This is a genomic window from Streptomyces sp. NPDC048650, assembly GCF_043199095.1.
In the GTDB taxonomy this organism is placed as follows: Bacteria; Actinomycetota; Actinomycetes; order Streptomycetales; family Streptomycetaceae; genus Streptomyces.
In genome coordinates this window covers 35,871-60,470 of sequence record NZ_JBICVM010000002.1, presented here as the reverse complement: position 1 = coordinate 60,470, position 24,600 = coordinate 35,871, and the positions used below count along the sequence as shown (strand labels likewise).

The following is a 24,600-nucleotide window of genomic DNA, read 5'->3' as shown; positions in this document are numbered from 1 at the left end:
GGCACGGCATGGCGCCGCTTGGGTGGAGGTGTGGCGCGCGATGGCGCCATGGTGACATCGCGGTGGCGCCGCCGACTGGATGCGTATGGCGCCTCTGGGGTGCTCGTCTGGCACCATCTCCCGCAGGCCCTTCCCTCCTCTCGCCACCGCACCCCGCTCGGCCCTCTTCGTTCCGTTCCCGCACGACTCGAGCCGGGCCGGCGGCGCCTCCGTGCGGCGAACGCAGGAACTGGTCGACCAGGGGCGCCCAGGGCGATCGCGGGCGGCCAAAAGCGCTTGTCCGCCGCGGCGGCACCGCATTACCTTGCCGATGTGGATGTCTTCTCGCGCTCTTGGTCGGCGCTGCGCACGGCGGTCGCCGAACTCCCGGACGAGTACTTCGCACGGCCGTCCGGCTGTACCGGCTGGCTCGTGCGGGACCTCGTGTGCCATCTGGTCATCGACGCTCAGGACGTCCTGATCACCCTTGTGACCCCTGTCGAGGCGGAACCGACCCGCGACGCGGTGACCTACTGGGCCGTCGCCGAAACGCCGCCGACCGGCGACGACCCGCTCGACGCGCTGATCGTCCGGCTGGCCGCCGCGTACGAGGAGCCCTGGCTGCTCAAGTTCCACCTCGACGACGTCGGCTCCGCCGCCGGCCGCGCCGCCGAACTCGCCGACCCGGCCCTCCGGGTCGGCACCCAGGACGAGGTCCTCACGGCGGGCGACTACCTCCGCGCGTACGTCCTGGAGTGGACGCTGCACCACCTCGACCTGATCGCGCACCTCCCGGACGCGGCGGAACCGCCCGCCGAGGGGCTTGCCCGGTCACGCGAGTTGCTGGAGAAGATCGCCGGTACGGCGTTCCCCGCGTCGTTCTCCGACAAGGACGCGTTGCTGATCGGCACCGGACGGCGTGCCCCGACCGACGCAGAGAAGGCCCAACTGGCCGAGCTGGACGAGCTGGCCGCAAGGCTCCCGCTCGTCCTCGGATGATCGTCCCGACCGGCTTCTCCAGTGACGGCAGCTCCACGAGCCACGGCGGCAGCTCCCTGATCCCGTTGCCGCGCAGATCGAGCCGGCTCAGCAATGGCAGCGTGCGCAGCGCCGCGGGCACGCTGCCCAGGGCGTTGTCCCGGAGTTCCAGCAACCGCAGTTCGCGCAGCGAGCCGAGGGCGGCCGGGAGCTCGGTGAGGTGGTTGTCGGCGAGGATGAGGACCTCGCAGTCCGTGTGCCGCCAGACCTCCGGCGGTACCCGACGCAGGCCCGTCTTCCAGTAGTTGAGCTCTCGGCTCGTCATGACCGGCTCGTCATGACCGGCTTGTCATGACCGGCTTGTCACGACCGGCCCGTCACGACCGGCCCGGCGGGGCGGTCCGCGGCGTGGGCTGCCCGGCCCGCCGCGGTCCCGGCCGGCCCCCCTCGGGCGCCGGCGCCTCGTCGGTACTCACGGCCACAGCAGGCCCTTCGTCCAGGTCCCGCCCTCCCGGCGGTAGGTGAGACGGGTGTGGTTGCGGTCCGCGGCGCCCTGCCAGAACTCCACGGACTCGGCGTGCACGGTGAACAGCTGCCACTGCGGGGTGACCAGCTCGGGGTCGTGGGCAAGCCTCGCCGCCGACCCGGCGACCGCGGTGTCCCGTTCGATCAGGCTGGTCAACGGGCCGCTCTGCCGGCCGAGCAGCGCCTCGGCCCGCGCGCCCGCGCCCCGTGCAAGGAAGTCCTGGGCCGCCCGCTCGGCGCTCTCGCGGACCACCGGACCGCGGACCCGCACCTGGCGGGCGAGCGGCTGCCAGTAGAACGTCAGCGCGGCATACGGGCGGTCCGCCAGCTCCCGCCCCTTGACGCTGCCGGCGTGCGCCGCGAACCGCCAGCCGTCCGTGTCGATGTCCTTGAGGATCAGCACACGGGCGGATGGGTTGCCGTCGGCGTCGGCGGTCGAGACGGTCATCGCATGCGGCTCGGGCACCTGCGCGCGGACCGCGCCCAGCATCCAGTCGGTGAACAGCGTCACCGGGTCGTCCGGCGTGCCCGCGGGGTCGAACGTCGGCAGTTCGTCCCCGAACACAGGCAGTTCGCGCAGCAGTTGACGTAGGTCGGCCACTTTTTTACCCTCCGCTTCCCCATGGATGGCGAGGCGGACGTTACCAACGGCCCATGACCGGGCCAGGGCCCGCCGCCGGCCACGCCGCCACCCGGTCCCTGTTCGCCGGCGCCGTACGGCTCGCGCCGGCCGTACGTGCCGATGCCCTCCGGCTGCTCCCGGAGGCGATTCGATCCGTCTGCCGAACGCCGCCGCGGCCCTCGTACCGACCGTGCCGCGGCCCGTCCGGGCGCCGGGAAGCACCACCGTGGGCACGGCTCGTCCCGGCCGTGCGCGGTCCGCCGCCGACCGGGTCACGGCCGTGCTCGCCCGCCCCGTGATCGCCTTCCTCGACGGCCCCGACCCCCGCTGCCGCGGTCCTGCCCCGGCCCGCGCCGGGTGCGCGAGGTGGTGCGGAACCGCGGCCGCCGGGAGCGGTGCACGCCCTCCTGCGGCGACCGCGCCGAGCGGCCCCACCACCCACGACGCCGGGAGCTGCGCGGCGGCCGACCGGCCCGGCCGGTGCCCCGGTACGCCCGTCGTCGCCCGGGCGGACGTCCGCGCGGCGCGTGCGGCCCGGCCACGTACGATGGCGGCATGTCCTTCCTCCGCCGCCGTAGTGCAGCCACGCCCGCCGGGCCTGACTTCGACGTTCTCGCGATGGACCCCGGGGACTGGCCGGGCAATCTCGGTGCCGGGCTGCTGCCCGCACCCGACGGCACCTGCCAGGGGGTCTTTCTGCGCTATGACCTGTTCGGCGGCCGCGGCCCCGCGATGGTCATCGGCAATCTGCCGGAGGGCTCCCCGGCCCGAGACCTCGCGGCCGACGAGGTGCCCTTCGAGGTGGCCCAGCTGCTGGCGGCGCTGGGCAACGACGAGCCGGTGACGGTCGTCGAGAGCGAGGACACCCCGGTGATGCACGAGGACAACCTGCTGATCGTCAAGCGCATCAAGTGTTCCGAGAGCCGGATCTCCTGCGCCCAGTTCGACCGCAGCGACGGCGTGCTGGTCACCATCGCCAGCTGGGACCGCCCGATCACCGATGACGTCTACGCCCTGCTCAAGCCGCTGCCCGCGGAGCTCTTCCAGCAGGGCTGACCCGGAGCGGACAGACGTCGCGCCCGGTGGACGGACTCCGTCCACCGGGCGCGACGCGTAAGGTCACCCGATCGGTTCCCCGCCGGACGCGGCTACGAGCCCGAAGGCCGGATGTCGACGTCGGCGGCCCGCAGATACCCGACCCGGTGGCCGAGCTGGATCTCGTAGTAGACGTCGTCACCCCGCACGACCGCGTGCTTGCTGACGTCGAACGTCGGCGCGTAGAAGTAGTCGCCGTGCATCCGGTCACCGACCGCGTACTTCTGACCGGCGGCGATCTTGTAGGGCAACGGGGAGACGGCCTGATACGGCACCCCGGCCGGATAGGCCTCCTTCTCCGGGTACGCCCGGCCGTACACCGGGATCTCCGCGCGGCCCTTCTTCGGCGTGGCGATCATCCCGCGGGAGTTCACCGCCGTCCGCGCACCCGCCGGGTTGCGGAACCACGCCTTCTGCCCGAGGTACCAGATCGCCGTCCAGCCGCGCGCGCGGTCCGCGACGGCGAAGCGCTGGCCGGTGGTGGCACGGGCGCCGGTGTCATTGACGTCGATGGTCGAGTCGCCGCCGTCCGGACGCAGCCCGATGTCCCTGACCAGCGGCGCCCGCTCGTCCGGCGCGGAGTACAGCCGGACCGCCGCCGAACCGTGGGGCGCACAGGGAGTGCCGGGCTTGTCGCAGCCGGTGTAGTCGGGGCGGTTGCGGTCGTAGTCGGGGCGGATCGTCACCAGGCCGCCCTGCCGGCCCGCGTTCGGCCTGAACGGCGCGCCCAGCAGGGTGAAGTAGCGGTCCCAGTCCCAGTACGGGCCGGGGTCGGTGTGCATGCCCTTGATCGTCGCGGTCGTCGTGCCGGGCACGTTGTCGTGGCCCAGGATGTGCTGCCGGTCCAGCGGCACGTCGTACTTCTGGCTCAGATACCGCACCAGACGGGCCGACGCACGGTACATGGCCTCGGTGTACCAGGCGTCCGGCGACGCGAGGAAGCCTTCGTGCTCGATGCCGACGGAGTGCGAGTTGATGTACCAGTTGCCCGCGTGCCAGGCGACATCCTTGGTGGGCACATGCTGCGCGATCAGCCCGTCCGAGGAACGGATCGTGTAGTGCCACGACACATACGCCGGGTCCTTGATCAGCCTCAGCGTGGTCTCCCACGACCCCTCGGTGTCATGGATGACGATCGAGCTGATGCGCTGGTCCCGCGGGCGGTCCGCCAGGTCGTGGTTGCCGTAGTCGTGGTCGCCGAACTCCTCGTACGGTGCCGGAACCGACTCGCAGGCCACGCTCCACGGGCACTCCAGCGAGGTCGTGGCCCCCCGCTTCGCCTGCAGCCCGGCGGGCTTCGCCCGGCCGGAGCCGATGCGCAGGCCGGGTGCGGCGATCAGGGTGACCCGCTGCCCCGCGTCCGTCGTCCGGGCCTGGCCCTGCCGCAACACCGCGTATACCTCGTTGGCGAACGCCGTGCCGGCGGCGGAGTCGTCCTCGCCCGCATACCGCGCCACCGCCCCGTACCACCGTGCCGGATCGCTGCTGGCGGGCGCCCCCAGCCGGCGCTGCTGGTCGGCGAGGAGCGCGGCGCCGCCCAGCACATTGGCCGCCGGGTCCGTCCGCAGCTTCTCCGGGGCGAGCCCGGTCAGCTCGGCAGCCGTCCGCAAGGTCCGCAGTCGGGCGGGGAGTTCAGCGGGCAGCGTCGGCCGCTCCGCCGGACCGGAGGAAACGGTTCTGCGGGCCCGTGAACCGTCCCCGCGGGCGTCCTCGTCCCCTTCGTCGAACTCCGGCGCCCGCGCCACGGCCGTACGTGCGTCGGTCAGATGCATCGGGCCGTAGCCGCCGGAGACGCTCGGCGCGCCACCGTGATCGTCCCAGCGGGACTCCAGATACGAGACGCCGAGCAGCACGCTGCGCGGCACGTGATATTGGGCGGCGGCTTCGGTGAAGGCGCGCTGCAGAGCATCGGGGCCGGGCTTGCCGGCACCCGCCGAGGGCGCGGCCGAGACCAGCGGCAGCAACAGCACCGCGGCGGCGACGGCGGTGGCGGACCTGCGCAGAGCGGAGCGGGTCGTTCTCTTCTCGTCTTCCGGGGCGGAACCTCGCAAAACAGCCTCCTCAAGCCGGCCCGAGCCGACGCGATGTGACGGTTGATGCGTACACGGCCGTACGGAGCGGAGGACCCGAGACTAGAGCCATCTGCAGGCCCGGAGCCAGAGGTTTGCCGACGATCCGTCAATCGCCACGCCCGTCGGGATTTCGCATGTCAGGGCATCTCCAGAGGATCCTTCCCGGACCGGACCCCGCCCTGCGGGACGTCAGTGGAATGGACCAATGCGCACGTCGCCCCGGACACGGGTGAGCGGCGCGCCCCGTCCCGGGCGCGCCGCTCACATTTCCCGCGGTCAGCGCGTGCCGACCGCCGCCCGCACCGCACGCCGCGCCATCTGGCAGTCGTCGTGCAGCCGGCGCAGGAGCAGCCGCTGCTCCTCTCCTGCCGCGGGCACCCCGGGCTGTCCCGGTCCCGGTGTCCCCGTCGGCGCGGGCTCGCGCATGGTCCGCTGCACCGCCGTTTCGTAGCGGCGGATCTCGCGGGTCAGGACCAGCATCAGATTCACCAGGAAGGCGTCCCGCGAGGCCGGCCCCGCGGACTGCGCGAGCTGGCTGATCTGACGGCGCGCCACCGGAGCGTCGCCCAGCACCGACCAGAGCGTCGCCAGGTCGTAGCCCGGCAGATACCAGCCCGCGTTGTCCCAGTCCAGCAGCACCGGCCCCGCGGGCGAGAGCAGCACGTTGTTCAGCAGCGCGTCGCCGTGGCAGAACTGCCCCTGGGTGTGTGCCAGGCCGTGCAGCAGCTTCTGCAGATCGCCCATGTCCCGGTCGGTGAGCAGCCCCAGGTCGTGGTAGCGGCCGATCCGCCCCGGGTAGTCCAGCGGGGCGTCGAACAGCCCGGCCTGCGGCCGCCAGAGGTTGATCCGGCAGATCGCGCCGAGCGCGGCCCGTACGTCCGCGCGGGGAGGCGCTTCGGAGGGGTGCCGCGCCGCGGCCGCGACCCGGCCCGGCATGCGCTCGACGACCAGCGTGCAGTTGTCGGGATCGGCCGCCACCAGCCGCGGCACCCGTACCGGCGGGCGATGCCGGACGAATGCGCGGTAAGCAGCTATTTCCTGCCGGAACCGTTCGGACCATGCCGGGGAGTGGTCCAGTAAACACTTCGCGACCGCGCTCGTACGGCCCGTCGTGCCCACCAGGAGGACCGATTTGCCGCTGCGCCGCAGCACCTGGACCGGGTTGAACTCCGGACAGATGCGGTGCACCGCGGCGACGGCCGCGCGCAGCTGGGCGCCCTGGGGGCCGGACAGATCGAGTCTCCCGCTGAGCGGTTGGGCGCCCGTCCCCTGTGGCCGCCGGGTACGCCCGCCGGCCAGGCCGGTCATCCCCCCTGCGGCAGGGGCGGGGTCGAGGTACGGCCCGCTGCCGGCGGGGCGCGGGCGGTACGGCCGGGCGGTGGCGGTCACGGCGGACGATGCTGCATACATGGGTGAGACAGATCCCTTCGTGCGCCGACGAGTTGCGTGCGCTCCCGGCCCGGTGAGGGGAACCCGTGAACGGGCCCGTACAAGGACGCCGATCCAGGGTCCCTGTGAAGGGCTCGCACCCTGGGGAATGCGGTCCCGCCACCGGGCCGGGGGCTGCATATCTACCGAACACGGGGCTACGGGTGGCAGACCATCTGGCGGACCCTGGCGAACCCTGGCGAATGGTCGCAGCGCCCGTCACCGCCCGTTACTGTCAACTCAGTCGAGGAACCTGGGGGCTTGACGTGGACAGGCAGCCGAACACCCGTCTCGCGGACCTTTTCGGCCTGGCCGGCTGGTCCAAGGGAGAGCTTGCGAGACTGGTCAACCGGCAGGCGGGGGCCATGGGCCATCCGCAGCTGGCGACCGACACCTCGCGAGTGCGGCGCTGGATCGACATGGGGGAGACCCCCCGCGATCCGGTGCCCAAGGTCCTGGCTTCCCTGTTCACCGAGCGCCTCGGCCGTGTCGTAACCATCGAGGACCTCGGGTTCGCCAGAACCGGTCGCTCGGGGAAACGGCAGGCCATGGACGGTCTGCCGTGGGCTCCCGAACGGACCGCCGCGGTCCTCACGGAATTCACGGGAATGGACCTCATGCTCAACCGACGCGGCTTGGTGGGTGCGGGCGCGGCGCTCGCCGCGGGATCCGCACTCACCGGCGCCATGCACGACTGGCTGCACACCGACCCGGCCCTGACCTCCGACACCCCACGTCCCCACGATCCCTTCGCCTCCGGCGCCCTCGACGAGTTCGACCAGATCGGCTTCGACCGCTACGAAGCCGCCCCGGTGGGATCACAGGAGATCGACGCGCTGGAGCGCTCGGTCGAAGTGTTCCGCGCCTGGGACGCGAACCGCGGCGGCGGGCTGCAGCGCAAGGCGGTGGTGGGGCAGCTCAACGAGGTCGGCGGCATGCTCGCCTACCGCCACCCCGACCATCTGCAGCGCAGGTTGTGGGGGGTGGCGGCCAACCTCGCGGTGCTGGCCGGCTGGATGTCCCACGACGTCGGCCTGGAGCCCACCGCCCAGAAGTACTTCGTCATCGCCGCCCATGCCGCGCGTGAGGGCGGCGACCGCCCCCGGGCCGGGGAGGCGCTCTCCCGGGCCGCCCGCCAGATGGTCCACCTGGGCCGTCCGGACGATGCCCTGGACCTGATGAAGCTGGCCAAGTCCGGTTCCGGCGAGCAGACCCTGCCGCGGACCCGCGCCATGCTGCACACCATCGAGGCATGGGCGCAGGCGTCCAAGGGCCACGGTCAGGCGATGCGCCGCACGCTGGGCGAGGCGGAGGAGCTGTTCGTCTCGGACAAGGGCGATGTGCCGCCGCCGAGTTGGATGCAGATGTTCGACGAGGCGGATCTGCACGGCATGGAGGCGCTGGCCTTCCGTACGCTCGCCGATCACGACCCCTCGGCCGCCAAAATCGCCCAGAGTCACGCCAAGCAGGCGCTGCGGCTGCGGGCGGCGGGTCATCAGCGGTCCCAGATCTTCGACTACATCTCGATGGCCTCGGCCTGCTTCCTCGGCAACGACCCCGAACAGGCCGACCGCTACGCCAGGCTGGCGCTGGTGTCGATCGGGGAGAACTCCTCCCATCGCACCTGGGACCGGCTGCGGGAGATGTTCCGGCTCACCGGCCAGTACGCCAACTACGCCAAGATCCAGGACCTGCGCGAGGAGATCCAGCATGTCCTGCCGAAACAGAAGCCGAAGCCCCGGTCCAAGGAGAGCGGACCGGGGCTCGGGACGGGGCTGGGAGCGGCGGGCCTGGGGCCCAACCTCTCGCTCTGAAGCGTCATATGACGCTGCTTCGATTCACCGGCCTGGCGCGCCACCCACCGGCCGCCGGAGCGACGATCGATGGGGCGTTCCCCCGCGCGTGCGAGCCGGCCGGATCACCCCACCGATCGGTGACCGGCGGCCCGCCACGACACTGCGTCAGTCGCCGATCCTGGCGATCAGCACACACGCGTCGTCCTCGCGCTCGGTGCTGCCGAACTCCTCGACGACGATACGGACGCTGTCCTGCGCGCTACGGGCCGCGGCGAAGCGCGGCGCCAGTGCGAGCAGTCGCTCGGCATCCTCGTGGGCGTCGACGGCGTGGTTGCGGCGGGGCACCAGACCGTCGGTGTGCAGGACGAGCAGATCGCCCGGCTCGAGTGGTTCGCTGTGCTGGGTGTAGGTCGCGCCCGCGGTCGCGCCGAGGAGTACGCCCTCGGGTGGGTCCAGCGCGCGCCCCGTGCCGCCGCGGAACAGCAGCGGCGCGGGGTGCCCGGCCTGGGCCCAGTCCAGCCGGCGGCTGTCGGGGTCGAAACGGCAGCACACCGCGCTGCCCAGGGCGGGCTGGGCGGTGGTGTCCAGGAGGTGGTTGAGGAAGCCCATCAGCGGTCCCGGCTGCTGCCCCGCGACGGCCATGCCGCGCAGCGCGCCGAGCACCATCGCCATCCCCGACGTGGCGGTCACGCCGTGCCCGGTGAGGTCGCCGACGCTCAACAGCGTCTTGCCGTCCGGGAGTTGCAGGGCGTCGTACCAGTCGCCACCGATCAGGGCGCTGGTGCCGGAGGGGAAGTAGCGCCCGGCGAAGTCGAGGGCGACCGGGCCGCCCTGGGGGAGGGACGGGGCGTCGCGCCACTGCGGAAGCACGGACTCCTGGAGCTCGACCGCCATCCGGTGTTCGGTCTGCGCCATGTGCCGCTCACGCTGCAGGGAGTCGACGGACTCGCGTACCACGGCCTGGGTGCGCCGCAGTTCGCTGACGTCGCGCAGCACGGCCCACATGCATGCCGTGCTGCCGTCGGCGTCGAGCACCGGCTCGCCCACCATGTGGACGGTGCGCAGGTTCGCGTCCGGGCGCACGATGCGGAACTCGCCGTCGATCGGCCGGCCGTCCACGAGGCAGTCGGTGACCATGGTGGCCAGTCCCTCCTGGTCCTCGTCGAGGATCAGGGACGGTAGTTCGTCGAGGGTCAGCGGGCCGTCGGACGGCGAGCGGCCGAACATCGCGAAGAGCTCGTCCGACCAGGTCACCTCGTCGGTGAGCAGATTCCACTCGGCGCTGCCCACCCGCCGCAGCAGCGCACCGCGCTCGTGCGGCGCGGGCTCGGGCGGTGCCGCCGGCAGGTCGGCCAGGTCGGCGGCGGCCGCGTCCTCGGTGTCCTCCGTCGGCAGTCCCTCTCTCAGCTGGTCGAGATGACCGCCGAGGTCGTCGAGGTGGTGGACGGCGAGATCGCACAGCGCCCGCTGCCAGCGCAGCTGCGGGTCGACGGCGAGGCCGGTGTCGACCGAGGACTCCCGGCGCACCGCGTCCAGGCCACCGCGCAGGCGGCGGGCCTGCGTGATGAGCGCCTCGACGGTGTCGGGCTCGGGAGACCGGTCGGCTGAGTGATCCGCGAAGAGGGGGGACGGCATGACGTACTCCGTGATCAGGCGGCGCCGGGGTCAGGTCTGACAAAAGGGGCCGGTAACGACTGTTGCACAGGCTGCGACCGTCCGTAAGAGATTTGGCATTACCCGATACGGTGGTGCACCTGGCATATGCCATAGGCGTTCCGCGGCAACCCTGGGTCGAATCGGCGGAATGACGGCTTCCACGCTAGGCTGCGCCCGCCGTAGAGCTGTCCTGTCCATCGATCCATGGTGGGAACGACGCATACGGCCCGCAGTCACCGGCAAGAATGCCGGTCAGCGGAAATCCCGTTGCCAGCCTGCCCCTCGCCCCGGATGCTGACCTCATGTTCGATCCAGACATAGCGCCCAGTGGCACCCTGCTCGGCCTCCTTCAACGAGGTCGCGGCGACGGGACCCTGCACGCCCTCGCGGCGCCGCGCGCCGAGGCGCTCGCGGCGCTCAACGACAGCGTGCTGTGTGACCCCAGGCGCGACTGGCAGGTCGAGAACCGTTCGCTGTACTACGCGCGCCTGTACATGCAGCTCGACGGTGGACTCGAGGAGATCGAACGCCATCTCTTCCACCCCGACGACCTCGTCGACACCGGCGAGGAGCGCACCGGCCTCGCCCTTGCCGTGCTCGGTCACCTGGCCGCGTACGGACGGGACGCCGCCCGGCTGCTGCTGCGCAGTTACGCCGCGGCCGGCACCAACTGGCGCTGGGCGCTCGACGAGCTCGCGCTCCGTGACGACGACGCGGGGCTGATGACCCTCGCCCCCGCCGTGCTCGCCCGCTTCAGCGGCACCGAGGAGGGCGAGGCCCAGCTGGCCGCCGCCGTCCGCGACGCCTTCGAGCCCCGGCCCTGGCGGCTGTGGGCCGAGGACCCCCGGTACGCCGCCCGGCTGACCGCCGCCGGCGAGCAGGGCTCCTTCGACCGCTGGCAGCGCCAGCTGCGGCCGCGCGGGCCGCGCCCCGGCTGGAGCGTGACCGAGGTCCTCCGGTGGGCCCAGGAGGGCCCGGGCCCGGAGGCCGACGCGCACCGGCATCTCGCCACCGCCCGCTGCCTGGGCGTCGTCGCGGGCCCCGAGGACCGCCCGGAGCTGCTGCACGCGGCGCGTACCGGACCGGACGCCGCACGCGCCGCCGCGCTGCACCACCTCGCCGAACGCGGCGATCACGACGTCCTCGACCTGATCGAGGCCGCCGCCGTCGACCCGTTGTCCACCGAGCCGCTGGTCGCCGCCGCGCTCGCCGCCTTCGAGCGGATGCGCAGCGTGGCCGCGGTCGAGCAGGCCCGCCGGTGGGCTCGTCGTGCGGACCGGCTCGGCTCCGCCGCCGCCGCGGTCCTCGCCCGTCGCGGCGCCCGGTGCGACGCCGACCTGGTGCTGGCGGCGCTGCGCCGCACGGTGCGTGAAGAGGGGCCGGACGGGTCCGGCCTGTGGGAGCTGGTCGACGGCGCGGGCCGCCTGGAGGTCGCCTGCGCCGCCCCCGTACTGCGCCACGTCTACCGCGAGACCTCCTCCTCGCACCTGCGCGGGCGGGCGGCGGGCGCGCTCGCGGCCACCGATCCCGGCTTCGCGGCCGGCTTCGCCGTCGAGTGCCTGTGGGACTGCGAGGAGACCACCCGCGAACTGGCCGCCCGGTACGCCGCCACCGGCGACGACCGGGTCGTCGAGCAGCTGCGCCGCCTGGCCGCCGACCCGGCCGAGGAGGCCGAGGTACAGACGGCCGTGCGGAGCCGGTTCGGGCCGGAGGCCCAAGGGGTGTAGGGCGAGGCAAGGGGCGTGGGCGCGGCCCGCCCCGGGGTCACCGGCCGGCGAACGACATGCCGCGTTCGGCCAGGGCGTCCCGCAGCAGGCGCAGCGCCTTGGGCCCCATTCCGTGCAGTTGCCGCAGCTCGGCCTCGCTCGCCCCGGCCAGCTGCGACAGCCGCAGATAGCCCGCCCGTTCCAGCGCCCGGCGCGCCGGTGCGCCGATCTGCGGGGGAAGCCCGTCCGAGGGCTCGGACGCCGCGTCGTCGGCCGTCACAGACATCCCTCCGTCCGGTTCGCCACGGCGCCGTGGGGCGCCCCGTCCCAGCCTGACACTCCGGCCCGGGCGCCGCCCGGTGGCGTCGTGCGCCGCGGAACGCTCATGGGACGTTCCCCGGACGGAAAGATCCCCGTGGTCCGGTCCACGTCCGGCACGCCGACAACAGCCGTATGCGTGTCGTCATCGTCACCGAATCCTTCCCGCCCGATGTCAACGGCGTGGCACACTGCGCCCTGGAAACCGCCCGTCACCTCGTCCGCCGCGGCCACGATCCGCTGGTCGTCGCCCCGCTCGCCGGCCCCGAACCGGCGGCCGCGACCTACGACAGCCCCTGCCCGGTCGTCCGGGTGCCCTCCGTGCCGCTGCCCGGCTATCCGCAGGTACGTATCGCGCTGCCGGGGCGGCGACTGTCCGCCGCCCTCACCGGACACCGGCCGGACGTCGTGCACCTGGCCAGTCCCTTCGTCCTCGGCGCCCGGGGAATGGCCGCCGCGGCCCGGCGGCGGGTCCCCACGGTCGCCGTCTACCAGACCGATCTGGGCCGTTACGCCCGCACCTATCTGGGCGGCGGTGCGGCGACGGCCTGGCGGCGGATCCGGGCGGTGCACACGGCCGCCGACCGGACACTGGCGCCCTCCAGCGCGGCGCTGCTGGACCTGGCCGAGCACGGCGTGCCGCGGGTCCATCTGTGGCCCCGCGGGGTCGACTCCACGCGATTCCACCCCGGGCGGCGCGACGCCGTGCTGCGCAGCTCGCTCGCCGCGGGGCGGGAGCTGCTCGTGGGGTATGTGGGGCGGCTGGCCCCGGAGAAGGACGTACGGCTGCTGGCGGAGACCTCCCGGCTCCCCGGGGTGCGCGCCGTCGTCATCGGCGACGGCCCCAGCGCCTCCGGGCTCCGCGCCGCCCTCCCCGAGGCGCGCTTCCTGGGGCGCCGCACCGGCGACGAACTCGCCCGCCTCTTCGCCTCGCTGGACGTCTTCGTCCACACCGGGCCGTACGAGACCTTCTGCCAGACCGTCCAGGAGGCGATGGCCTCCGGGGTGCCTGTGGTCGCACCTGGCGCGGGCGGTCCGCTCGACCTGGTGGACCACGGCCGGACCGGGCTGCTGGTGCCCCCGGGCGACGGGGGTGCGGTGCGGGACGCGGTACTGCTGCTCGGACGCAGCGCCGAGCTGCGCGTCCGGTACGGTGCGGCGGCCCGCGCGGCCGTCCGGGACCGCACCTGGGAGACGATCGGCGACCAGCTCCTCGCCCACTACGAGGCCGTGCTCGCCGACCGGACGGCGGTGGCGGCATGAGCGGGCACCGCGGGGCGGCATCGGGGCTGCGGATCGTACGGCTGGCCAACTTCGTCACCCCGGCCTCCGGCGGGCTGCGCACCGCGCTGCGCGAACTCGGCGCGGGCTACGCCGCCGCCGGGCACGAGCCGGTGCTCATCGTCCCGGGGCCGGGCGGCGGAATGTCCGACGAACGCACCGAGCAGGGGCGGGTGATCACCCTGCCGGGGCTCGTGGTGCCCGGCACCGGCGGCTACCGGGTCCTGGCCGACCACCGCCTGCTGCGGCGCGTACTGCGGTCGCTGGCACCCGACCGGCTGGAGGTCTCCGACCGTACGACGCTGCGCTGGACGGGGGAGTGGGCGCGCCGGGCCCGGATACCGGCGGTGATGGTCTCGCACGAGAGCGTCGACGGGGTGCTGCGGACCTGGGGCGCGCCCACGCCGTTCGCCCGCACCGTCGCGGACCGGCTCAACTCCCGTACGGCGCACGCCTACAGCCGCATCGTGTGCACCACCGAATGGGCGGCGGCGGAGTTCACCCGGGTCGGCGCGCGCAACGTGGTGCGAGCGCCGCTCGGTGTCGACCTCGCCGGCTGGCACCCGGACTGCCACAGCGCGCAGCTGCGACAGCGCTGCGCCGGCCGGGCCGCCGTCCTGATGCTGATGTGCTCCCGGCTGTCGCCGGAGAAGCGGCCGGGACGGGCGCTGGACGCGCTGGCGGAACTGCGCCGGCGCGGTGTCGACGCGGCGCTGGTGGTGGCCGGCGACGGGCCGCTGCGGGCGCGTCTGGAGGCCCGGGTGCGGGCGGAGCGGCTGCCCGCGGCGTTCCTCGGGCACCTCGCCGACCGGGCCCGGCTCGCCGCGCTCCAGGCGAGCGCCGACCTCGCGCTGGCGCCCGGCCCGGCCGAGACCTTCGGCCTCGCCGCCCTGGAGGCGCTCGCCTGCGGTACGCCCGTGGTCGCCAGCGCCGCCTCCGCACTGGCCGGGCTGGTCGGCGGCGCCGGTGACACCGCCCTGGACGACGGCCAGTCCTTCGCCGACGCCGTCCAGCGGGTACTGGCCCGCCCCGTCCCCGCCCGCCGTACCGCCGCCCGGCAGCGCGCCGAGGGCTACGGCTGGCAACCCGCCGTCGCGGCGTTCCTGGCCGCGCACGACGCGCCCGCCCACCGGGACCGTGCGGTCGCGGACGGGACCTTGCCCGTGCCGCCCCGGGGCGGGTGGTGACGGTGCGGCGGAGCGGCTTCGCCGCGCTCGGCGACTCGCTGACCGCCGGGCTGGGGGACCCCTTGCCCGGCGGCGGCCGGCGCGGGTGGGCGGTCCTGCTCGCCGCGGCGATGGGGGAGCGGCCGGGGAGCGTCCCGCTGGAGAATCTGGCGTGCAGCGGGGCGCTGGCGGCCGATGTGGCCGAGCGGCAGCTGCCCGCGGCGCGGCGCCTCGCCCCGCGGTACGCCTCGCTCGTGGTCGGCGCGAACGACACCCTGCGGGCCGCCTTCGCCATCGACCGGGTCGCCGCCGCGCTCGATCTGGCGCACCGCACGCTCAGCGCCGACGGAGCGGTGGTCCTGACGGCGTGTCTGCCCGACCCGGGGCGGATGCTGGGGCTGCCCGCTCCGCTGGCCCGCCCGCTCGCCCGGCGGATGCGCGCGGTGAACACCGTCGTGCACGAGCTGTCCGGCCGCTACGGGGGCGTGCATCTGCATCTGGTCGACCCCACCTGGGTCGCCGAGCGCGCCAGCTGGAGCGTGGACCGGCTGCACCCCAGCGAACTCGGGCACCGGCTGCTGGCCCGCGGCTTCCACGCGGCACTGGCCGCCGCGGGCCACGCGGTGGGGCCGCCGCCCGCGCTCACCCTCGACGGGCCGCCGCCGACCCGCGCCGGATCCGCCTGGTGGATGGCCACCCGCGGCACCCGCTGGGTCGCCGACCGGTGCACGGACCTGCTGCCCGGCCTGCTGGCGCTGGCCGTCCAGGAGTGCCGGCACGGCCTGGCCGGGTCCGGACGACTGCTCGATGCCACGGCCGAGCGCGCCACGCGTGCCGCGCTCGCCGCCCTCCGAGATCCGAACGACGCTGCGACAATGACCGGATGACCGGACGCTGGGAGTTCTGGATCGACCGCGGTGGGACGTTCACGGACGTCATCGGCAGACGACCGGACGGCCGCCTGGTCACCGACAAGCTCCTCTCGCACCACCCCGAGCGCTATCGCGACGCGGCGGTGGCCGGCATCCGGACGATGCTGGGGCTGGGCCCGGACGAGCCGGTGCCCGCCGAGCGGGTCTCCGTCGTCAAGATGGGCACCACCGTCGCCACCAACGCGCTGCTGGAGCGGACCGGCGAGCCGACGGTGCTGCTGATCACCGAGGGATTCCGGGACGCGCTGCGCATCGCCTACCAGAACCGGCCGCGGATCTTCGACCGGCGGATCGTGCTGCCCGAGGCGCTCTACACGCGGGTGATCGAGGTGCCCGAACGCATCGGCGCGCACGGCGAGACCGTGCGGCCGCTGGATGCGGACGCGGTCCGCGAGGCGCTGCTCCGGGCCCGCGCGGACGGGCTGTGCAGCGCGGCCGTCGTCCTGCTGCACGGCTACCGGCACGCCGGCCACGAGAGGGCCGTCGCCGAACTGGCCCGGCGTGCGGGCTTCTCGCAGGTGAGCTGTTCGCACGAGGTCAGCCCGCTGATGAAGCTGGTGCCGCGCGGGGACACGACCGTCGTGGACGCCTATCTCTCGCCGATCCTGCGCCGGTACGTCGACGAGATCGCCGCCCAGCTCCCGGGGATCCGGCTGATGTTCATGCAGTCCAACGGCGGGCTGCGCCGGGCCGAGCACTTCCGGGGCAAGGACGCGGTGCTCTCCGGGCCCGCGGGCGGCGTCGTCGGTATGGTGCGCGCCGCCGAGGAGGCGGGGCCCAGGTACGACCGGGTGATCGGTTTCGACATGGGCGGCACCTCGACTGATGTGTCGCACTACGCCGGGGAGTTCGAGCGGGTCTTCGGCAGCGAGGTCGCGGGGGTGCGGATGCGCTCCCCAATGATGAACATCCACACCGTCGCGGCCGGCGGCGGCTCCGTCCTGCACTTCGACGGGCGGCGCTACCGGGTCGGCCCGGACTCGGCCGGCGCCGTCCCGGGCCCGGCCTGCTACCGGCGGGGCGGCCCGCTGACCGTCACCGACGCCAATGTGATGCTCGGCCGGATCCAGCCGGACCACTTCCCCGCGGTGTTCGGACCGGACGGCGACCAGCCGCTGGACGCCGAGGTCGTCCGCACCCGCTTCGGCCGGCTCGCGGAGCGGGCCGCGGCCGCCACCGGCGACGACCGCGGTCCCGAGGAGGTGGCCGCCGGGTTCCTGGACATCGCCGTCCTCAACATGGCCAACGCGGTCAAGAAGATCTCCGTCCAGCGCGGCCACGACATCACCCGCTACGCCCTCACCAGCTTCGGCGGCGCCGGCGGCCAGCACGCCTGCGCCGTCGCCGACGCGCTGGGCATCGGCACCGTGCTCGTACCGCCGCTGGCCGGGGTGCTGTCGGCCTACGGCATCGGGGTCGCCGACGCCACCGCGATGCGCGAACAGGCCGTCGAGGCGGAGTTCGGTCAGGCCGGGGCCGTGGACCGGGTGCACGAGGCGTGCCGGACGCTGGCGGCGCAGACCCGGCGCGAACTCCTCGACGACGGCGTGCCCGAGGAGAGCATCACCACCCGGGCGCGGGTCCTCGTCCGCTACGCCGGGACGGACGCCACCATCGGCGTCCCGCTGGCCGACGCCGACACCATGACCGCCGACTTCCTCCGCGCCCACCGGGCCCGCTACGCGTTCACCATGGACAAGCCGCTGGTGGCCGAGGCGGTGTCGGTCGAGGCGCTCGGCGCGTCCGGTGGCGCGTCCGGTCACGAAGTGCGCTTCGCCGGGCGGGAGGGGAAGCCGGCGCACACCTCGACCGTGCGGATGTACGCCCAGGGGCGCCGCCGGGACACCCGGCTCCACCGGCGCACCGATCTGCGCCCCGGCGACCGGATCACCGGTCCGGCGCTCATCGCCGAGGAGGACGCCACCACGGTCCTCGACCCCGGCTGGCGGGCGGAGGTGGGCGAGCGCGGGCATCTGCTGCTGTCCCGGGTGACGGAACGCGGCGGCCGGAGTGCCGTGGGCACCGGGGCGGATCCGGTGATGCTGGAGGTCTTCAACAGTCTCTTCATGGCCATCGCCGAGCAGATGGGCGTCCGCCTCGAGCACACCGCGCACTCCGTCAACATCAAGGAGCGACTCGACTTCTCCTGCGCGCTCTTCGACGCCGACGGCAACCTGATCGCCAACGCACCGCACATTCCCGTACATCTGGGCTCGATGGGGGAGTCCATCAAGGAGGTGCTCCGGCGTCGCGGCGACGACATGCGGCCCGGCGACGTCTACGCGATCAACGATCCCTACCACGGCGGCACCCATCTCCCCGACATCACCGTCGTCACCCCCGTCTTCGCAACGGACGGCGACGAGCTGCTGTTCCTGGTCGCCTCCCGCGGCCACCACGCCGACATCGGCGGCATCACCCCGGGCTCGATGCCCGCCTTCAGCAGCACCATCGAGGAGGAGGGCATCCTCTTCGACAACTGGCTGCTGGTGCGCGGCGGCGAGCTGCGCGAGCGTGAGACCCGCGAACTCCTCGCCGCCGGCCCGTACCCCTCGCGCGCCCCGGACGCCAACATCGCCGATCTGCGCGCCCAGGTCGCCGCCAACGAGAAGGGCATCGAGGAACTGCGCCGGATGACCGGCCAGTTCGGCCTGGACGTCGTACGCGCCTATATGGGGCACGTCCAGGACAACGCCGAGGAGTCGGTGCGCCGGATCATCTCCGGGCTCTCGGACGGCTCCTGCCGCTACGAGACCGACAGCGGGGCGCAGATCAACGTCACGCTCACCGTGGACCGCGCGGCCCGCAGCGCCGTACTGGACTTCGCCGGCACCTCACCCCAGCAACCCGGCAACACCAATGCGCCCAGTTCCGTGGTGATGGCCGCGGTGCTCTACGTCTTCCGTACCCTGGTCACCGAGGACATCCCGCTCAACAGCGGCTGCCTCAAGCCCCTGACGGTCCGTATCCCGCCGGGCTCGATGCTGTCCCCGCAGTACCCGGCGGCCACCGTGGCGGGCAACGTCGAGACCTCCCAGGCGGTCACCGGCGCCCTCTACGCGGCGCTCGGCGTCCAGGCCGAGGGCTCGGGCACCATGAACAACGTCACCTTCGGCAACGACCGGGTGCAGTACTACGAGACGGTGGCCAGCGGCTCCGGTGCGGGCGACGGCTTCGACGGAGCGGACGCCGTACAGACCCATATGACCAACTCCCGGCTGACCGACCCGGAGGTCCTGGAGTGGCGCTACCCGGTGCGTGTGGACGGCTTCGCCATCCGCCCCGGCACCGGCGGCGCCGGGCGCTGGCACGGCGGCTGCGGCGTGGAGCGTCGGCTGCGCTTCCTGGAGCCGGTCACGGTGGCACTGCTGAGTCAGCACCGCAGGATCGCGCCGTACGGGGCGGCGGGCGGCGCACCGGGTTCGCTGGGCGTCAACTCCGTCGAGCGGGCGGACGGTTCCCGTGACGTGCTGCGGGGCTGCGACACGGCCGACCTCGGGGTGGACGACGTACTGGTGGTCCGGACGCCGGGCGGTGGCGGATACGGGAGAGCGGCACCCTAGGGTGCCGACATGACGACCTCGCTCCGCCTGGAGAAGATCACCCCGGACAACGTCGACGCCGCGATCGGGCTGCGGGTCCGCCCGGACCAGGAGCACCTGGTCGCGCCGGTCGTGAAGTCGCTCGCCGAGGCGTACGTGCACCCCGGCACCGCGTGGCCCCGCCTGGTCCTGGACGGCGGCCGCCCCGTCGGCTTCCTGATGGCCTTCTTCGGCATCGACTTCACCGGAGACGGCACGGGCACCGACATCCGCTCCGGCCTCTGGCGCCTCAACATCGCCGCCGGCGAACAGGGCCGGGGATACGGCCGCTTCGCGGTGGTGTCCGTGGCCGCCGAGATCCGCAGCCGCGGCGGCAGCCGCCTCACGACGACCTGGCACCCGGGCGAGGACGGCCCCGAAGCCTTCTACCGGGGGCTCGGGTTCCGGCCCACGGGCGAGACGAGCGGAGATCAGACGGTGGGCGAGGCGGCGGTGGCGGAGCTCCTGGCCCGCGGGGCGGAGACCGGCCGGGACAGCCCTCAGCCGACGGGGAGGTCCCGCCCGGGGCGCCGTGGCACGAATCGGACCGGTGTCCCCGGTACGGCTTGGGCGGCGGGCGGCAGCCAGTGCTCGGGGACCACGCCGACGACGGGATAGCCGCCGGTGGTGGGGTGGTCGTGGAGGAAGAGCACGGGCAGGCCGTTGGGCGGTACCTGGAGGGCGCCCAACGGCATCCCCTCGCTGGGGAGTTCGCCGGGCCGGTCGCGTTCGAGGGACGGGCCCTCGGTGCGCAGGCCGATCCGGTTGCTCGCCGCGGAGACCTGGAAGCGGCCGGTGACCAGGGTGCGCAGGCCGTGAGCGCTGAACCAGGTGTCGCGGGGGCCGGGGAGGAAAGGGAGCACGAGTTCGGTCACCGGGCCCGGGTGCGGCACGGCATCGGCGGCGGCCGGCGGGCCGTACGGGCCGCCCAGGGGAAGGACCGCGCCGTCGGTGAGCGGTTCCGGGCCGAGGCCGGAGAGCAGGTCCGTGGCGCGGCTGCCGAGGACCGGTTCGGCGTCGACGCCGCCGCCGAAGGCCAGGTAGGAGCGCAGGCCGTGGGTGGCCGGTCCGGCATCGAGGACGGCGCCCGCGGGGACACGTACCGGTGCGCTCCAGGGGGCGGGACGGCCGTCGACGGTCACCGGGCAGGGGGCGCCGGTGACCGCGACGGTGGTGGTCCTCCGCAGCCTTACGGCGCATCCCGTCAGGGTCGTCTCCAGCGTGGCCGCCGCTTCGGGGTTGCCGACCAACCGGTTGGCGAGGCGGTGCGCGGGCTCGTCGAGGGCGCCGGCCCGTGGCACGCCCAGGTGCGCGTGGCCGGGCCGGCCGAGGTCCTGGACGGTGGTGAGCGCTCCGGCCCGTACGACCGAGAGGGCGCGGTCGGCCATCAGGCGTTCTCCTGGGGGACGAAGCGGACACGGGTGCCGGGGGCGAGCAGCGCCGCCGGTTCGCGGCCCGGGTCCCACAAGGCGGCGTCCGTGGTGCCGATCAGCTGCCAGCCACCGGGGGAGGAGCGGGGGTAGACACCGGTGTACGGGCCCGCCAGCGCGACCGAGCCGACCGGGACCCGGGTGCGGGGGGTGGTCCGGCGGGGTACGTGCAGCGGCGCGGGCAGGCCGGTGAGGTAGCCGAAGCCGGGGGCGAAGCCGCAGAAGGCGACGCGGAAGGCGGTGCCGGAGTGCCGGCGGACGACCTCGTCGGGGGTGACCTTCCACAGCGCGGCGACCTCGGTGAGGTCGGGGCCGTCGTAGCGGACCGGTATCTCGACGGCCGGGCGGTCGCCGCCGGTGAGCGGCGGGACGTCCCACGCCGGTAGTTCCGCGATGAGGCCGCGGGGGTCGGCGAGGCCGTCGAGGAAGACCGTACGGGCGGCCGGCACGATCTCGCGCACCGGCGGCAAGGTGCCGTCGGCGGCCCGGCGCAGCAGCTCCGCGTGCAGCGCCTCGACCTCCGTGGCGCTGTCCAGTTCGATCAGCAGCCCGTGTTCGCCGACGGGCAGCGGCCTCATGCGAAGCTCCGCACGTGCACACCGGCGGCGGTCAGTTCGGACCGCACGCGGCGGGCCAGGCCGACGGCACCGGGGGTGTCGCCGTGCAGGCACAGCGAACGGGCCGAGACGGTGAGCGCCCTGCCGTCCGCCGAGGTGACGGTGCGGTCGCGGGCCATGCCCAGGGCGCGCTTGACGACCTCGTCGGGATCATGGATCACGGCGCCCGGTTCGCGGCGCGGGACGAGGGTGCCCCCGGCGGTGTAGGCGCGGTCGGCGAACGCCTCGTCGACGACGGGGAGGTCGGCCCGGCGGGCGGCGTCGTGCAGCCGGGAGCCTGGGAGGCCGAGGACGGGCAGGGCGCCGCCGGCGGCGCGGACGCCCGCGCTGACGGCGGCGGCCTGTTCCTCGTCGTGGACGCAGCGGTTGTAGAGCGCGCCGTGCGGCTTGACATAGCCGACGCGGGCACCGGCGGCGCGGGCGAAGACCTCCAACGCGCCGATCTGGTAGGTGATTTCGTCGGCCAGCTCGTCCGGCGGGACGTCCATGGCGCGGCGGCCGAAGCCGGCCAGGTCCCGGTAGGAGACCTGGGCGCCGATGACCACGCCGCGCTCGGTGGCCAGCTCGCACACCCGGCGCATCGTGGACGGGTCGCCGGCGTGGAAGCCGCAGGCGACGTTGGCGCTGGTCACGACGGACAGCAGGGCGTCGTCCTCGGTGAGCTGCCAGCGGCCGAAACCCTCCCCGAGGTCGGCGTTGAGGTCGATGACGGGAGGGGACGCCAGGTCACTCATGGGTGTCCGTTCCGTGGTGCGCACGTGCAGGGGCGCTGGTCAACGTACTGGATTGTTGAACGATCCGACAAGAGGTGTGTTGTCTCGTTCTCCCGTGTGGGATTGACTTCCGCCGAGACGACAGCGGAGAGCGGGGAGCGCAATGACCGGCGGAGCGGGGAAGAACGATCAGCGGCGGCTGGCCGAGGTCAGGGGCCTGGAGTCGGACCGCCCCCTGCTGGGGCGCTCCAGTACCGCCGAGCGCGTCGCCGACATCCTGCGGGACCGGATCACCGAGGGGTACTTCCCGCCCGGCGCCCGACTCTCGGAGGAGAGCATCGGCGGCGCGCTGGGCGTCTCGCGCAACACCCTGCGGGAGGCGTTCCGGCTGCTCACGCACGAGCGGCTGCTGGAGCACCGGCTCAACCGCGGGGTGTTCGTGCGCGTCGTGACGGTCGAGGACCTCGACGACATCTTCCGGGTGCGCCTGATCGTGGAGAGCGCGGCGGTGCGGGGCCTGGGGAGCGGGCCGTACGACGCGCCGGTGGCCGAGGCGATCGCGGCCATCGACGCGGCGGTGCGGGCCGGTGAGACGGCCGCGGCGGACCGCGCCTGGGATGACCTCTCGACCGCCAACATCCGCTTCCACCAGGCCGTCGTCGCCCTGGCGGGGAGCCCGCGGACGGACGAGCTGATGCGCGGTGTGCTGGCCGAGCTCCGCCTGGTCTTCCACGTCATGGACGACCCGCAGCGCTTCTACGCGCCGTATCTGATCCGCAACCGGCAGATCGTGGACGCGCTGCTGGCGGGGGATGCCGCCGAGGCCGAGCGGCTGCTGCTGGGGTACCTGGAGGACTCGCGGGGCCAGTTGTCGGGGGCGTACGCGCAGCGCATCGCGGAGGGGTGAGACGGGCCGGGAGTTCGTTCCCGTCAACCCCTTGTCGGATCGTTGAACAATCGCCTAGCCTCCTCGAAATTCTCCTCACCGTCCGTGGGGTCCCTGTACGCGGAAGGCGGGCCCATGATTGTGCTCCTCGGCGTGCTCGTGGTGGTGGTCGGATTCGCCACGAAACGCAACCCCCTCCTGGTCGTGGGGGTGGCCGGCATCCTCACCGGCCTCCTCGGCGGCCTGTCGCCCGGCAAGGTGCTGGCCGCCTTCGGCGACGGCTTCGCCGGCAGCCGGGCGGTGACGATCTTCGCCATCACCCTCCCGGTCATCGGCCTCCTGGAGCGCTACGGCCTCCAGGAGCAGGCCCGTCGCCTCATCGCCCGGTTCGGCAAGCTCACCACCGGACGCTTCCTCGCGCTCTATCTGGGGCTGCGGCAGATCGGCGCTGCGGTCGGCCTGAACAACGTCTTCGGCCCCGCCCAGACCGTCCGCCCGCTGGCCGTGCCGATGGCCGAGGGCGCCGTCGAGCGGAAGTACGGGCCGCTCCCGGACCGGATGCGGGAGAAGGTCCGGTCGTTCGCCGCCAGCGCCGACAACGTCGGCCTGTTCTTCGGCGAGGACGTCTTCCTGGCCGTCGGCTCGATCCTGCTCATCACCGGCTTCGTCAACACCTCCTACGGCACCCACCTGGAGCCGCTGCAGCTCGCACTCTGGGCGATTCCCACCGCCCTGTGCGCCTTCGTCTTCCACGGCTGGCGGCTGCTGCGCCTGGACCGCCGGCTGGAGCGCGAACTGCGCACCGCCCGGCCCGCAACCGATGTGCCGGAGGCCGTCCAGTGATCAAGGCAGAGTGGTTCTACTGGCTCGTCGGCCTCAGCTTCCTGGTGATGGCCGCCCAGATGTTCACCGATCGCAGCAACCCCAAGCGCCTGGGCACCGGCACCTTCTGGGGCCTGATCGGCGCCGGCTTCATCTACAGCAGCTGGGTGGTCACCAAGCAGGCGCCCGCCGAGCCGCTGGGCGTCGCGGTGCTCGTCATGGCCGCCCTGGCGGGCTTCGGCTTCACCGGGCGGGGCACCCCGCGCACCACCACTCCCAAGCAGCGCGCGGCCTTCGCCGACCGCCTCGGCAACAAGCTCTTCGTCCCCGCGCTCACCATCCCGGGCGTCGCGATGGTCTGCGCCATCGGCGTCAAGCACCTCTCCTTCGGCGGCGAACCCGTCCTCCAGGAGGGCAGCGAGACCATCCTCGGCCTTGGACTCGGCGCCGTCGTCGCCCTGGTCGTCGGTATGATCCTGCTGCGCGAGAAGCGGATATCGGTGCCCGTGGAGTCCGGCCGCTCCATGCTGGAGGCGATGGGCTGGGCCATGCTGCTGCCGCAGATGCTGGCCACGCTGGGCGCCATCTTCCAGGTCTCCGGCGTCGGCACCCAGGTGGGCAGGCTCACCACGGCCGTGCTGCCGAAGGACTCGCTCTACATCGCCGTCGTCGTCTACTGCGTGGGCATGTTCCTGTTCACCGTCATCATGGGCAACGCGTTCGCCGCCTTCCCGGTGATGACCGCCGCGGTCGGCTGGCCGGTCCTGATCGGCCACTTCGACGGCAACCCGGCCGCCGTCCTGGCCATCGGCATGCTCGCCGGATTCTGCGGCACCCTGGTGACCCCGATGGCCGCCAACTTCAACATCGTTCCGGCGGCCCTCCTGGAACTCAAGGACCGCTACGGGCCCATCAAGGCCCAGCTGCCCACCGCCGGTGTGCTGCTCGGCTGCAACATCGTGTTCATGTCCCTGTTCGCCTTCTGAGCTCGATGAGG

Annotated in this window: 19 protein-coding genes and 2 pseudogenes; 12 read left to right on the top strand and 9 right to left on the bottom strand. The window is 73.5% G+C overall.

What is annotated here, in order from left to right; translation table 11 throughout:
• Positions 1-312 precede the first annotated feature (312 nt).
• Positions 313-978, top strand: a complete 666-nt coding sequence (locus ACGFML_RS06055) for a maleylpyruvate isomerase N-terminal domain-containing protein (protein ID WP_393540537.1) — start codon at positions 313-315, stop codon at positions 976-978.
• A 70-nt stretch (positions 979-1,048) separates the two neighbouring features.
• Here ACGFML_RS06055 and ACGFML_RS06050 read toward each other — a convergent pair.
• Both ACGFML_RS06050 and ACGFML_RS06045 read right to left on the bottom strand, forming a co-directional pair.
• Positions 1,049-1,282 (bottom strand): annotated as a pseudogene (locus tag ACGFML_RS06050) (leucine-rich repeat domain-containing protein); the annotation flags it as partial.
• A 147-nt stretch (positions 1,283-1,429) separates the two neighbouring features.
• Positions 1,430-2,083: a pyridoxal 5'-phosphate synthase gene (locus ACGFML_RS06045; RefSeq protein WP_393540535.1), complete on the bottom strand. Its 654-nt coding sequence runs from the start codon at positions 2,081-2,083 to the stop codon at positions 1,430-1,432.
• A gap of 576 nt (positions 2,084-2,659) precedes the next feature.
• Between ACGFML_RS06045 and ACGFML_RS06040 the strand changes: the two genes are divergently transcribed.
• Positions 2,660-3,160 carry a hypothetical protein gene (locus ACGFML_RS06040; protein WP_393540533.1) on the top strand — a complete coding sequence of 167 codons (501 nt, stop codon included), beginning with the start codon at positions 2,660-2,662 and terminating at the stop codon, positions 3,158-3,160.
• A 92-nt stretch (positions 3,161-3,252) separates the two neighbouring features.
• On the opposite strand, the gene ACGFML_RS06035 is transcribed toward ACGFML_RS06040, so the two are convergent.
• Positions 3,253-5,250, bottom strand: coding sequence for an N-acetylmuramoyl-L-alanine amidase (locus ACGFML_RS06035; protein ID WP_393540531.1), 1,998 nt, complete (start codon positions 5,248-5,250; stop codon positions 3,253-3,255).
• Positions 5,251-5,547: 297 nt separating this feature from the next.
• The gene (locus tag ACGFML_RS06030; protein ID WP_393540530.1) at positions 5,548-6,681 is read right to left on the bottom strand and encodes an aminoglycoside phosphotransferase family protein; all 1,134 of its coding nucleotides are present in this window, start codon (positions 6,679-6,681) and stop codon (positions 5,548-5,550) included.
• A 284-nt stretch (positions 6,682-6,965) separates the two neighbouring features.
• Between ACGFML_RS06030 and ACGFML_RS06025 the strand changes: the two genes are divergently transcribed.
• Complete coding sequence (locus tag ACGFML_RS06025) at positions 6,966-8,513, top strand: hypothetical protein (RefSeq protein WP_393540528.1); 1,548 nt, start codon at positions 6,966-6,968, stop codon at positions 8,511-8,513.
• 147 nt (positions 8,514-8,660) lie between these two features.
• On the opposite strand, the gene ACGFML_RS06020 is transcribed toward ACGFML_RS06025, so the two are convergent.
• Positions 8,661-10,130 (bottom strand): PP2C family protein-serine/threonine phosphatase, encoded by a 1,470-nt coding sequence (locus tag ACGFML_RS06020; RefSeq protein ID WP_393540526.1) that lies wholly within the window; start codon positions 10,128-10,130, stop codon positions 8,661-8,663.
• 323 nt (positions 10,131-10,453) lie between these two features.
• On the opposite strand from ACGFML_RS06020, the gene ACGFML_RS06015 reads away from it, so the two are divergent.
• On the top strand, positions 10,454-11,878 hold the full coding sequence (locus tag ACGFML_RS06015; RefSeq protein WP_393540524.1) for a HEAT repeat domain-containing protein: 1,425 nt from the start codon (positions 10,454-10,456) through the stop codon (positions 11,876-11,878).
• 37 nt (positions 11,879-11,915) lie between these two features.
• Here the strand turns inward: ACGFML_RS06015 and ACGFML_RS06010 are convergent, their stop codons facing one another.
• On the bottom strand, positions 11,916-12,137 hold the full coding sequence (locus tag ACGFML_RS06010; RefSeq protein ID WP_393540522.1) for a DNA-binding protein: 222 nt from the start codon (positions 12,135-12,137) through the stop codon (positions 11,916-11,918).
• Between the two features lie 173 nt (positions 12,138-12,310).
• Between ACGFML_RS06010 and ACGFML_RS06005 the strand changes: the two genes are divergently transcribed.
• The 5 genes and pseudogenes from ACGFML_RS06005 to ACGFML_RS05985 form a co-directional block, all read left to right on the top strand.
• On the top strand, positions 12,311-13,438 hold the full coding sequence (locus ACGFML_RS06005; RefSeq protein ID WP_393540520.1) for a glycosyltransferase family 4 protein: 1,128 nt from the start codon (positions 12,311-12,313) through the stop codon (positions 13,436-13,438).
• Positions 13,435-14,643, top strand: coding sequence for a glycosyltransferase (locus ACGFML_RS06000; protein ID WP_393540518.1), 1,209 nt, complete (start codon positions 13,435-13,437; stop codon positions 14,641-14,643). Before ACGFML_RS06005 ends, ACGFML_RS06000 begins: the two co-directional genes overlap by 4 nt.
• Positions 14,640-15,509, top strand: coding sequence for an SGNH/GDSL hydrolase family protein (locus tag ACGFML_RS05995; RefSeq protein WP_393540516.1), 870 nt, complete (start codon positions 14,640-14,642; stop codon positions 15,507-15,509). Before ACGFML_RS06000 ends, ACGFML_RS05995 begins: the two co-directional genes overlap by 4 nt.
• Positions 15,506-19,117, top strand: coding sequence for a hydantoinase B/oxoprolinase family protein (locus ACGFML_RS05990; RefSeq protein WP_393540514.1), 3,612 nt, complete (start codon positions 15,506-15,508; stop codon positions 19,115-19,117). Before ACGFML_RS05995 ends, ACGFML_RS05990 begins: the two co-directional genes overlap by 4 nt.
• A 9-nt stretch (positions 19,118-19,126) precedes the next feature.
• Positions 19,127-19,579, top strand: a pseudogene (locus ACGFML_RS05985) (GNAT family N-acetyltransferase); the annotation flags it as partial.
• Positions 19,580-19,635: 56 nt separating this feature from the next.
• Here the strand turns inward: ACGFML_RS05985 and ACGFML_RS05980 are convergent.
• From ACGFML_RS05980 to ACGFML_RS05970, 3 genes are read right to left on the bottom strand one after another with little or no spacing between them, the layout of a single operon-like run.
• Positions 19,636-20,523, bottom strand: coding sequence for a biotin-dependent carboxyltransferase family protein (locus ACGFML_RS05980; protein ID WP_393540512.1), 888 nt, complete (start codon positions 20,521-20,523; stop codon positions 19,636-19,638).
• Positions 20,523-21,143: a 5-oxoprolinase subunit PxpB gene (gene pxpB / locus ACGFML_RS05975; protein ID WP_393540510.1), complete on the bottom strand. Its 621-nt coding sequence runs from the start codon at positions 21,141-21,143 to the stop codon at positions 20,523-20,525. The genes ACGFML_RS05980 and pxpB overlap by 1 nt, the downstream gene beginning before the upstream one ends.
• The gene (locus tag ACGFML_RS05970; RefSeq protein ID WP_393540508.1) at positions 21,140-21,916 is read right to left on the bottom strand and encodes a LamB/YcsF family protein; all 777 of its coding nucleotides are present in this window, start codon (positions 21,914-21,916) and stop codon (positions 21,140-21,142) included. The genes pxpB and ACGFML_RS05970 overlap by 4 nt, the downstream gene beginning before the upstream one ends.
• 142 nt (positions 21,917-22,058) lie before the next feature.
• On the opposite strand from ACGFML_RS05970, the gene ACGFML_RS05965 reads away from it, so the two are divergent.
• From ACGFML_RS05965 to ACGFML_RS05955, 3 genes are all read left to right on the top strand, one after another.
• Positions 22,059-22,802 carry a GntR family transcriptional regulator gene (locus ACGFML_RS05965; protein ID WP_393540507.1) on the top strand — a complete coding sequence of 248 codons (744 nt, stop codon included), beginning with the start codon at positions 22,059-22,061 and terminating at the stop codon, positions 22,800-22,802.
• A 114-nt stretch (positions 22,803-22,916) separates the two neighbouring features.
• Positions 22,917-23,624: a DUF969 domain-containing protein gene (locus ACGFML_RS05960; RefSeq protein ID WP_393540505.1), complete on the top strand. Its 708-nt coding sequence runs from the start codon at positions 22,917-22,919 to the stop codon at positions 23,622-23,624.
• Entirely contained in the window at positions 23,621-24,589 is a 969-nt protein-coding gene (locus ACGFML_RS05955) for a DUF979 domain-containing protein (protein ID WP_393540503.1), read from the top strand. The genes ACGFML_RS05960 and ACGFML_RS05955 overlap by 4 nt, the downstream gene beginning before the upstream one ends.
• Positions 24,590-24,600 lie beyond the last annotated feature (11 nt).